General features: G+C 55.1%; 9 protein-coding genes and 2 pseudogenes. 5 read left to right on the forward strand and 6 right to left on the reverse strand.

The annotated features are described in order from the left end of the window. Positions 1-2: 2 nt before the first annotated feature. The gene (locus ACIP1X_RS16540) at positions 3-908 is read right to left on the reverse strand and encodes a glycine betaine ABC transporter substrate-binding protein (RefSeq protein WP_053117059.1); all 906 of its coding nucleotides are present in this window, start codon (positions 906-908) and stop codon (positions 3-5) included. A gap of 21 nt (positions 909-929) precedes the next feature. Then, complete coding sequence (locus ACIP1X_RS16545) at positions 930-1,619, reverse strand: ABC transporter permease (RefSeq protein WP_400753637.1); 690 nt, start codon at positions 1,617-1,619, stop codon at positions 930-932. A 447-nt stretch (positions 1,620-2,066) separates the two neighbouring features. Between ACIP1X_RS16545 and ACIP1X_RS16550 the strand changes: the two genes are divergently transcribed. The 4 genes from ACIP1X_RS16550 (at position 2,067) to ACIP1X_RS16565 (ending at position 6,382) form a co-directional block, all read left to right on the forward strand. Then, complete coding sequence (locus tag ACIP1X_RS16550; protein ID WP_159815349.1) at positions 2,067-3,650, forward strand: peptide chain release factor 3; 1,584 nt, start codon at positions 2,067-2,069, stop codon at positions 3,648-3,650. Positions 3,651-4,553: 903 nt separating this feature from the next. After that, on the forward strand, positions 4,554-4,814 hold the full coding sequence (locus tag ACIP1X_RS16555) for a hypothetical protein (protein ID WP_159815350.1): 261 nt from the start codon (positions 4,554-4,556) through the stop codon (positions 4,812-4,814). Positions 4,815-5,121: 307 nt separating this feature from the next. Then, positions 5,122-5,538, forward strand: a complete 417-nt coding sequence (locus tag ACIP1X_RS16560; RefSeq protein ID WP_400753620.1) for a hypothetical protein — start codon at positions 5,122-5,124, stop codon at positions 5,536-5,538. A gap of 424 nt (positions 5,539-5,962) precedes the next feature. Then, the gene (locus tag ACIP1X_RS16565; RefSeq protein WP_400753623.1) at positions 5,963-6,382 is read left to right on the forward strand and encodes a hypothetical protein; all 420 of its coding nucleotides are present in this window, start codon (positions 5,963-5,965) and stop codon (positions 6,380-6,382) included. A gap of 234 nt (positions 6,383-6,616) precedes the next feature. Here the strand turns inward: ACIP1X_RS16565 and ACIP1X_RS16570 are convergent. Further along, positions 6,617-6,718, reverse strand: a pseudogene (locus tag ACIP1X_RS16570) (dipeptide ABC transporter ATP-binding protein); the annotation flags it as partial. A gap of 181 nt (positions 6,719-6,899) precedes the next feature. On the opposite strand from ACIP1X_RS16570, the gene ACIP1X_RS16575 reads away from it, so the two are divergent. Continuing rightward, on the forward strand, positions 6,900-7,298 hold the full coding sequence (locus ACIP1X_RS16575) for a hypothetical protein (protein WP_400753626.1): 399 nt from the start codon (positions 6,900-6,902) through the stop codon (positions 7,296-7,298). 261 nt (positions 7,299-7,559) lie between these two features. On the opposite strand, the gene ACIP1X_RS16580 is transcribed toward ACIP1X_RS16575, so the two are convergent. The 3 genes and pseudogenes from ACIP1X_RS16580 to ACIP1X_RS16590 all read right to left on the reverse strand — a co-directional run. Beyond that, complete coding sequence (locus ACIP1X_RS16580) at positions 7,560-8,540, reverse strand: peptide ABC transporter ATP-binding protein (protein WP_053117064.1); 981 nt, start codon at positions 8,538-8,540, stop codon at positions 7,560-7,562. Next, a complete protein-coding gene (locus ACIP1X_RS16585) occupies positions 8,540-9,508 on the reverse strand; it encodes an ABC transporter ATP-binding protein (RefSeq protein WP_129389065.1) in 969 nt (322 codons plus the stop codon). The genes ACIP1X_RS16580 and ACIP1X_RS16585 overlap by 1 nt, the downstream gene beginning before the upstream one ends. A gap of 10 nt (positions 9,509-9,518) precedes the next feature. Beyond that, positions 9,519-9,615 (reverse strand): annotated as a pseudogene (locus ACIP1X_RS16590) (dipeptide ABC transporter permease DppC); the annotation flags it as partial.

Consider the following 9,615-nt stretch of genomic DNA (forward strand, 5'->3'; position numbering starts at 1 on the left):
CTTTAATTCAGCGGATGTTGGCGCAGGAAATCGGCGGCAACGGACGATGGGCTTTCATGATCGACATCGACCCGCGCGTTAAGCTGGCGCATGGTTTCGTCGTCGAACAGTTCGGCCAGCGGCTTGAGTTGCTCGGCCAGTTTCGGGTTGGCGTCCAGCGTTGCCTGACGCACTACCGGTGCGGCGGTGTAGTCGGGGAAGTAATGTTTGTCGTCTTCCAGCAGTTTCAGGCCGAAGGCGCTCAAGCGACCGTCAGTGGTGTAGACCAGACCGGCAAACACCTGACCGTTGCGCAACGCCGTGTAAACCAGCCCGGCATCCATCTGGCGGATGTTCTTGCGGGTCAGGTTCATGCCGTAGAGGTCGACCATGCCGATCAGACCGTCGGAGCGGTTGGCAAACTCGGTGTCCAGCGCCACCAGATGATTGGTCTTGGCTTCAGCGCGCAGCACCTCGTTCAACTGGCTGATGTTGGTGATCTGCGGATATTCCTCAGCGACTTTTTTCGGCAGCGCGAGGGCGTAGGTGTTGCTGAATTTCGACGGCGTCAGCCAGATCAGGCCTTTTTTGGCGTCGAGTTCTTTCACCCGGGCGTAGGACTGAGCGCTGTCGAGTTTCTCGGTGACATGGTTGTAAGCCACCAGCGACACGCCGGTGTACTCCCAGAGCAAGTCCAGTTGCCCGCTTTCGTGAGCGCTGCGGGCGAGGTTGCTGCCCAGACCGCCAGTGATCTGCGCGTCGTAGCCTTTGCTGCGCAGGTATTGCGCGGTGATTTCCGCGAGCAGGGTCTGCTCGGTGAAGACCCGGGCGCCGAGGCGAATCACCGGTTTGTCAGCGGCTTGCGCGATGCCGGCGAACAGCAGGGCGCTGCTCAGCATCAGGCTTAGAATCAAGCTAAATCGTTTCATAGGTATTCCTTCGCAAAAGCCTTAAGACGTGCGCAAACCGCGTTCCAGCCAGAGGCGGCTGGCGAGGGTGACGACGCCATCGAGCAGCAACGCGAGCAGTGCGGTGCACGCAGCGCCGAGTACCAGTTGCGGCTGATTGTTCAGGGCGATGCCGGGGAAAATCAGACTGCCGAGGCTGTTGGCGCCGATCAGGAATGCCAGCGGCGCGGTGCCGACGTTGATCGCCAGGGCCACACGCACACCGCCGACAATGATCGGCACGGCGTTGGGCAATTCGACTTTCCACAGCACTTGGCGCGGCGTCATGCCGATGCCGACGGCCGCTTCTTTAAGTGATCCCTGAACGTTTTTAAGGCCTTCGTAGGTGTTGCGCACAATCGGCAACAAGGAGGCGAGGAATAAAGCGAAGATCGCCGGGCCACTGCCAATGCCGAGGACGCCCAAGGCAATCGCGAGCACGGCCAGCGGAGGCACGGTGTTACCGATATTGAAGATTTGCATGAAGCGTTCGGCGCGCCCGACCATGGTCGGGCGACTGAGGAAGATGCCGGCGGGGATGCCCACGACAAGGGCGGCCAGCATTGAAGCGAGGACGAGAATCAGATGAGCTTGCAGGTAAAACAACAAATCGTCGCGGTAGTGTTCGATCGTGTTGATGCCGATCCAGTGGACCAGCAGGGCCAGGAGCGCGATCACCACCGCACCTCCCATCAGCCCTTTGCCATAGCGGATAGCCACAGGCGGACTCCTTTTTTTGTAGTCGGCAAACGCTCTCCCGTGTGGCATGCCATACATGGCTGCCGGGAATAAACGTTCGCGAGAAGCAGCTCCTTCAGCACCGGAAAAGCGGTCTGAAAGCGAGCCATGAGCGCAGCCTCGTCAGGCTAACTTGCTGATTTTTCAGCCCCTGACGAAAATTCGTAACAGGGGATGGACGTCTCCGAGCGCTGAAAGGTTCCCACATAAGATGCCATCTGGCCACCTGTAGGAGCTGCCGAAGGCTGCGATCTTTTGACTTTGTTCCAAGGCAACAGAGCAAAAGATCGCAGCCTGCGGCAGCTCCTACAGGGTTTTGCGGGCCCGAGGGACGGTGGTTCGGCGGTTACTTTTTAAGCTATACTCGCCGCCCTTTTTTGAATCACCGCCAGGCGATTTCCCATGACCAACCAGGCCGCCGAAGTCGCGAAACGCCGCACTTTCGCCATTATTTCCCACCCCGATGCCGGTAAAACCACGATCACCGAAAAGCTCCTGTTGATGGGCAAGGCGATTGCAGTGGCCGGTACGGTGAAATCCCGTAAATCCGATCGCCATGCGACATCCGACTGGATGGAGATGGAAAAGCAGCGGGGTATTTCCATTACCACGTCGGTCATGCAGTTCCCGTATCGCGAACACATGATCAACCTGCTCGACACCCCGGGCCACGAAGACTTCTCTGAAGATACTTATCGCACCCTGACGGCGGTCGACTCGGCGCTGATGGTGCTCGACGGCGGTAAAGGTGTTGAGCCGCGTACCATCGCGCTGATGGACGTCTGCCGTCTGCGTGACACGCCGATCGTCAGCTTCATCAACAAACTCGACCGTGACATCCGCGACCCGATTGAACTGCTCGACGAAATCGAAGCCGTTCTGAAGATCAAAGCCGCGCCGATCACCTGGCCGATCGGTTGCTACCGCGACTTCAAAGGCGTGTACCACCTGGCCGATGACTACATCATTGTTTACACCGCCGGCCACGGTCACGAGCGCACCGAAACCAAGATCATCGAGAAACTCGACTCCGACGAAGCCCGCGCACACCTGGGTGACGAGTACGACCGTTTCATCGATCAACTGGAGCTGGTTCAGGGCGCCTGCCACGAATTCAACCAGCAGGAATTCCTCGACGGTCAACTGACCCCGGTGTTCTTCGGTACGGCTTTGGGCAACTTCGGTGTTGACCACGTACTCGACGCCGTTGTCGATTGGGCCCCGCGTCCATTAGCCCGTGTCGCCAACGAACGTACCGTCGAGCCGGTTGAAGAGAAGTTCTCGGGCTTCATCTTCAAGATCCAGGCAAACATGGATCCCAAGCACCGCGACCGCATCGCCTTCATGCGCATTTGCTCCGGCAAGTACGAAAAAGGCATGAAGATGCGCCACGTGCGCACCGGCAAGGACGTGCGCATCGGCGACGCCCTGACGTTCTTCTCCTCCGAGCGTGAGCAGCTGGAAGAAGCGTTCGCCGGCGACATCATTGGTCTGCACAACCACGGCACCATCCAGATCGGCGACACCTTCAGCGAAGGCGAAACCCTCGGTTTCACCGGCATCCCGCACTTCGCCCCGGAACTGTTCCGTCGCGTTCGTCTGCGCGATCCGCTGAAATCCAAGCAGCTGCGTCAGGGTCTGCAACAGCTGGCCGAAGAAGGCGCAACGCAAGTGTTCTTCCCGGAGCGCAGCAACGACATCATCCTCGGCGCCGTCGGTGTGCTGCAGTTCGACGTGGTCGCGAGCCGTTTGAAAGAGGAATACAAGGTTGAGTGCTCGTATGAGCCGATCACTGTGTATTCCGCGCGCTGGATTGAGTGCAGCGACAAGAAGAAGCTTGAGGAGTTTTCCAACAAGGCTGTGGAGAACCTGGCGGTTGATGGAGGCGGTCATTTGACCTACCTCGCGCCGACACGGGTTAACCTGGCGTTGATGGAAGAGCGCTGGCCGGACGTGAAATTCCGGGCGACGCGTGAGCATCACTAAGTTCTGAACTGTTTTGTCCGAAGCCCCCAAGGTGTATGCCTTGGGGGTTTTTTATTGCCTTGGGTTTGGGGGTATATCCGTTTCTGCGGGAGTTTCTGATTACGGTTTCGCCCTTACGGCGACTCACTTTTTTTACAAACGCCTAAAAAAAGTAAGCAAAAAAACGCTTGCTCCTACGTACGGCCCGCTCGCTGGAGCTCGGGGTTCCTTCGCTCCGGGATCAATCCGGGCGCAGCGCCTACGGTTTGCTGCGCTGCACCTCCTCTCGCTGTGTTTGGCTTCGCCAAACGGTCGCTGCGCTCCCACGCCCGGATCAATCCCTCCACTCAGCCTTCCGATGTCGCCTGTGGATCAAGATCAAGAGCAGGCGAGCTGACACTCGGCCTATTGAGTGGTGAGGAGCACGGGTTTCGCTTTGGATTTGTGGTGTTTTTGCCCCTCATCGGAACGCCGCCCGCCCAGCCCTCTCCCGAGGAAGAGGGGGCCGATTTGTGAGCCTTTCAGAATCTGGGCCCGACTCGGTATCCCACGTCGGCCTACCTCTCCCAATCACCTCAGATCAGTCCCCTCTCCCTCCGGGAGAGGGTTAGGGTGAGGGGCTTTTGATCTCAAGTCGGTTTTTTGTAATCTCTCGATGTACTTGGCCACAACGTTTGGCTGGCCAGTACGGTGCTTGTGCTGTTTTAAAATCCGTTGACCCGCCAAGCCACTCGTTCGTCCACCCCGCACAACCCGTCACTTAGGTGATTCCGCTATCAGTGTTATTCAAAAGCAATCTGTGCAGCGAGGGCATTTCCACTCGGCCTTTAGCGTCCTATCTGGTGAACACGGCTGATCGGAACTAGATTTCACACAGCGCCAGTCAGGCACGTATGTCTCACCTGGATAAGGATGGAGTCGGCTATGAAGAGCAGATTGCTACGCGTTTTATTGCTATTGAAAGTGATGGTGATGCTGTCCCTCGGCACCGCGACGGCTTGGGCCGAGTGCGAGGATCATGATTCTCAAGCGTTCAACGGGCAGGTGGGGCACAGCGGCTTGATGCTCGCCAAATCCGAATCCGAGCCGGGCGATCAGGGGCAGGGCGGTGCCGCCGACGATGACGACTCGACCACCGACGAGCCGGACACCGATGATCCAGATGAGGGCGATAGCCAGACGTAGATCTAAGATCAAATAAACCCCTGGTTGCGATATCCCTGTAGGAGCTGCGGCACGCTGCGATCTTTTGATCTGAATTTTATCAATCAGTATCTAAAGATCGCAGCGTGCCGCAGCTCCTACAGTTTTAACAACGTGTTGCCGGGATCGAGCAAGATCGACTTATCGTTTGGAGCCGTTTATCAGATTATCAGGATTATGTAGAGATACCTGTCAGATATGACAGTAGACGAATCTTTATTGGGTAATTACAAATACATTCGTAATTTGAAGGTTTAAATATCAAACCCCCAATGGAAGGAATCTCATTATGATAAACAGTACGAGTACTCAAACGACAGGGCAAATGGTAGCGTCGGGCCTTAATGTTGAAGGCTTTGTAACCACTAATGTTCAAGCATATCAGCGTGGTTCTATAACCGGATTCGCTGGGGCTGAAAATTTATCAGGAGTTCTTCATACTCTTAATATTTACGTGGATGCGGAAGATGTTGTGGCGGGGACTACTTATGAAATAACAGCTGGGGGGATGTCGGGTAAAGCGAATGTGTTTTTCTCAACTGATGACGGAGTTTTATTCAGAGCTGACTCCGGGACGGTAAAGATTGAAATATTCGATAATGAACTTCAGAAGGCTGTTATCAAAGTTAAGGCGTTACAGCACAGTCATGATCAAGTGGAGGAAGTCGAGGTCTTGGTTGAAGCTGATTTTAAAGGATTTTTATAGTTTGGTATGAGGAGATTATTGGCGAGAAAAGCGTTGTATTGATGTCCGCTTCGTATTTTTTTGATAGGTAGAGAATCACTTTCGCACAGTTGCTGAATCAGATGAGGGTGATCTGTACACCGTTGAAGTCGAAGAGGATCAATACTGCCTCGCGATACTCCTGTGGAGCTGCGGCACGCTGCGATCTTTTGATCTGGATTTTATCAATCAGGATCTAAAGATCGCAGCGTGCCGCAGCTCCTACAGTTTTAACAACGTGTTGTCCGGATCGAGCAAGATCGACTTTTCGTATGGAGCCGTTTGTCAGATTATCAGGATTATGTAGAAACACCTGTCAGATATGACAGTAGACGGCTTGTCATGCAGTCATTACAAATACATTCGCAAACGGGTTTTTTTCTAAATGACTAAAAGGAATTGCATGATGAGCGCTGACGAAAGTAAAAAAACGACTGGGCAGTTACTGGCTAAGGGTACGTCCCAGGAGGGTTTCTCGACCAAGGATGTTCTGATATATCAAAATGTGTCCCACAAGGGTTTTAGTTTTGAGGGGCGTAATTACAAAAACGAGTGGCTAATTTTCTTTGTACATACGCTGGATATCAGAGCCGGTGAAAGTTACAGGATTGAGCAGTCTGGTTCCACTGGAACGGCGACAGCGCATTATCAGGCTTCTGCCGACGTTAAATATGACGGTATTTCCGGCTTCATCAAGTTTGTAAAGTTCGATAAATTGACCCAAGAAGCGGTCATCGAAGTTGAAGCAACGATCGCCAGAGTAAATAGCGATCTGAAGGAGATCGTGGTTAAGGGGGAGTTTTCTGGTTTTGAGGGCAGTAACTGACAGTGGCTAAATTATCAGCTCTGAAACATCACTGAATAAGCCTCCTGCTGTCTCGACTTTTGCACAGTCGAGACAGAAGGGGTTTATCAATAATTAACTCTGTTTGAAATTCAATCCCTGTGGGAGCGGGCTTGCTCGCGAAGGCGGCGTATCAGTCAACGAATAAAGTGACTGATACGACGCTTTCGTGAGCAAGCCCACTCCCACAGTTTTTGCATCATCCTTCAGATGTGCTTACGCAGCGCCGTCGAGGAATTGCTCGGCGTAGTGGCAACCCACCTGCCGGTTATCCAGCGGACGCAGTGCCGGTTCTTCGGTGCTGCAACGCTCGGTCGCTTACGGAGGAAGTGGGATTTGCTAAAAGCAACGAAATTACATCTTTTAGCATGCACCGTTTGTCGGAATCTGCGAATTAGGCATGAAAACCTGTCAGGAATGACAGTAGACAGCTTGTTACGCGACGGTTAAAAGTCCAGTTGCAAGCCAAATGTTTTTCAATAGCGAAAGGAATCAGATGATGAATGATAAAGCAGAGCTTGGTGTTAATAAAATGGTGGCAGTGGGTATTTCTGGCTCGGAGTTTTCGACCACTGATGTTCGAGTGGTTCGATCGACATTTGAATTCGAGATCGGAGGTTTTAAGGCGACAGAATCTCTGAAATTCACTGTTATAGCGGAAAGTTCTGCTATTCGCGAGGGCGCGGAGTTCCCTATTACTGAAAGTACAAGCATCCCGAATTCCGCCTACGCAGTTTATAAAAGTCCGACTGAGACCCTTAAAGGTATTTCAGGAAAAATTGTATTTTCTAAGTATGATGAAAATTCCCGGCGAGGCACTATTGTTGTGATGATGGAGATGGCGGGTTCAGAGGGCAAAAAAACGGTCAAAGCCGAAAGTGATTTTAGCTTTAGTTGATTGAAAGTAAAAATACTGAAAGCGTTGTCTTGATGTCCTCTTCGTATTTTTTTTTTGATATGTAGAAAATCACTTTCGCACTGTTGCTGAATCAGATGAGGGTGATCTGTACCCCGTTGAAGTCGAAGAGAATCAATATTAGCTCGCGATACTCGTGTAGGAGCTGCGGCACGCTGCGATCTTTTGATCTTTAACATCCAGATCAAAGGATCGCAGCGTGCCGCAGCTCCTACAGGTTTTGTGTCTCCTCGCAGGTTTTGCTTACGCCGCGCCGTCGAGGAATTGCTCGGCGTAGTGGCAAGCCACCTGCCGGTTATCCAGCGGACGCAGTGCCGGTTCTTCGGTGCTGCAACGCTCGGTCGCGTACGGGCAGCGCTTGTGGAAAGCGCAGCCCGGTGGCGGGTTCAGCGGGTTAGGCAGTTCGCCGACGATTTTGATTTTCGGCTTGTTCGGATCCGGGTGAATGGTCGGGGTCGCCGACAGCAGCGCCTGGGTGTACGGGTGCAGCGGGCGTTCGTAGATGTCGTTCTTCGGGCCCATTTCCACCGGGCGGCCGAGGTACATCACCATCACGTCATCGGCGACGTGTTGCACCACCGCCAGGTTGTGCGAGATGAACACATACGCGGTGTTGAACTCCTGCTGCAGATCCATGAACAGGTTGAGCACCTGTGCCTGAATCGATACGTCGAGTGCCGAAGTCGGTTCGTCCGCCACCAGCACTTTCGGTTGCAGCATCATCGCGCGCGCCAGGGCGATACGCTGACGCTGGCCGCCGGAGAACATGTGCGGATAACGCTGATAGTGCTCAGGACGCAAGCCGACCTGCTTCATCATTGCCTGAACTTTCTCGCGACGTTCAGCGGCGGAGAGGTTGGTGTTGATCAGCAGCGGTTCGCCGAGCTGGTCACCGACTTTCTGCCGTGGATTCAACGAGGCGTACGGGCTCTGGAACACCATCTGCACGTCTTTGCGCAGTTGCTTGCGCTGAGCCTTGTCGGCGCCGGCGACTTCCTGCCCGGCGATTTTCAACGAGCCGGACGAAGGCTCTTCAATCAGCGTCAACGCACGGGCGAGGGTGGATTTGCCGCAACCCGACTCGCCTACAACAGCGAGGGTCTTGCCGGCTTCCAGTTCGAACGACACGCCGTTGAGGGCGCGCACGGTCGCGTGGCCCTTGAACAGGCCACGGGAGACTTCGTAGTGACGGGTGAGGTCGCGGGCGGTAAGTACGACGGCCATTACGCCACCTCCTGGTTCAGCGGGTAGAAGCAGCGGGCGAGGCTGTGGGCTTTCGGATCAAGGCCTGGACGCTGCGCGCGGCAGCTGTCCTGCACGTACGGGCAACGCGGCGACAGCAGGCAACCCTGCGGACGGTCGTAACGGCCCGGGACGATGCCCGGCAGGGTCGACAGACGTGAGGCGCCGAGGCTGTGCTCGGGAATCGCCTTGAGCAGCGCTTCGCTGTACGGGTGCGCCGGGATGTCGAACAGTTGCGGCACCTGACCGACTTCAACGGCTTGGCCGGCGTACATCACGCAGACGCGCTGGGCGGTTTCAGCCACGACCGCGAGGTCGTGGGTGATCAGCACCAAGCCCATGTTCTGTTCTTTCTGCAACGCCAGCAGCAGATCCATGATCTGTGCCTGAATCGTCACGTCCAGCGCAGTGGTCGGTTCGTCGGCGATCAGCAGTTTCGGCTCGCCGGCAATCGCCATGGCGATCGCGACGCGCTGGCTCATACCGCCGGACAGTTGATGCGGGTAGGCGTCCATACGGCTGGCGGCGCCCGGGATTTCGACTTTTTCCAGCAGTTCGATCGCACGTTTGCGCGCTTGCTTGCCGGACATTTTCAGGTGCAGACGCAGCACTTCTTCGATCTGGAAACCGACGGTGTAGCTCGGGTTCAGCGCGGTCATCGGATCCTGGAAGACCATCGACAGGTCTTTGCCGACGATTTGCCGACGCTGACGATTGCTCAGCTTGAGCATGTCTTTGCCGTCGAAGTTGAGCGAGTCAGCGGTGACGATGCCGGGATGCTCGATCAGGCCCATCAGCGCCATCATGGTCACGGATTTACCCGAACCCGATTCGCCGACGATGGCCAGTACTTCGCCTTTGTCGACTTTCAGGTCGAGGCCGTCGACCACCGGGGTCGCGGTCTTGTCGCCGAAGCGAACGTTGAGATTCTTGATTTCTAGCAGTGACATGGGAATCTCCTCAGGCGGCGTTCTTGAGTTTCGGGTCGAGCGCATCGCGCAGACCGTCGCCCATCAAGTTGATTGCCAGCACGCTGAGCACAATGGTCAACCCAGGC

Source organism: Pseudomonas sp. NPDC088885, assembly GCF_044750025.1.
Taxonomy (GTDB): domain Bacteria; phylum Pseudomonadota; class Gammaproteobacteria; order Pseudomonadales; family Pseudomonadaceae; genus Aquipseudomonas; species Aquipseudomonas rustica.

Bases quoted from the DNA above. Each gene is read 5' to 3' on its own strand.
- ACIP1X_RS16540 (WP_053117059.1), bottom strand. From the start codon at position 908: ATGAAACGATTTAGCTTGATTCTAAGCCTGATGCTGAGCAGCGCCCTG.
- ACIP1X_RS16545 (WP_400753637.1), bottom strand. From the start codon at position 1,619: ATGGGAGGTGCGGTGGTGATCGCGCTCCTGGCCCTGCTGGTCCACTGG.
- ACIP1X_RS16550 (WP_159815349.1), top strand. From the start codon at position 2,067: ATGACCAACCAGGCCGCCGAAGTCGCGAAACGCCGCACTTTCGCCATT.
- ACIP1X_RS16555 (WP_159815350.1), top strand. From the start codon at position 4,554: ATGAAGAGCAGATTGCTACGCGTTTTATTGCTATTGAAAGTGATGGTG.
- ACIP1X_RS16560 (WP_400753620.1), top strand. From the start codon at position 5,122: ATGATAAACAGTACGAGTACTCAAACGACAGGGCAAATGGTAGCGTCG.
- ACIP1X_RS16565 (WP_400753623.1), top strand. From the start codon at position 5,963: ATGAGCGCTGACGAAAGTAAAAAAACGACTGGGCAGTTACTGGCTAAG.
- ACIP1X_RS16575 (WP_400753626.1), top strand. From the start codon at position 6,900: ATGAATGATAAAGCAGAGCTTGGTGTTAATAAAATGGTGGCAGTGGGT.
- ACIP1X_RS16580 (WP_053117064.1), bottom strand. From the start codon at position 8,540: ATGGCCGTCGTACTTACCGCCCGCGACCTCACCCGTCACTACGAAGTC.
- ACIP1X_RS16585 (WP_129389065.1), bottom strand. From the start codon at position 9,508: ATGTCACTGCTAGAAATCAAGAATCTCAACGTTCGCTTCGGCGACAAG.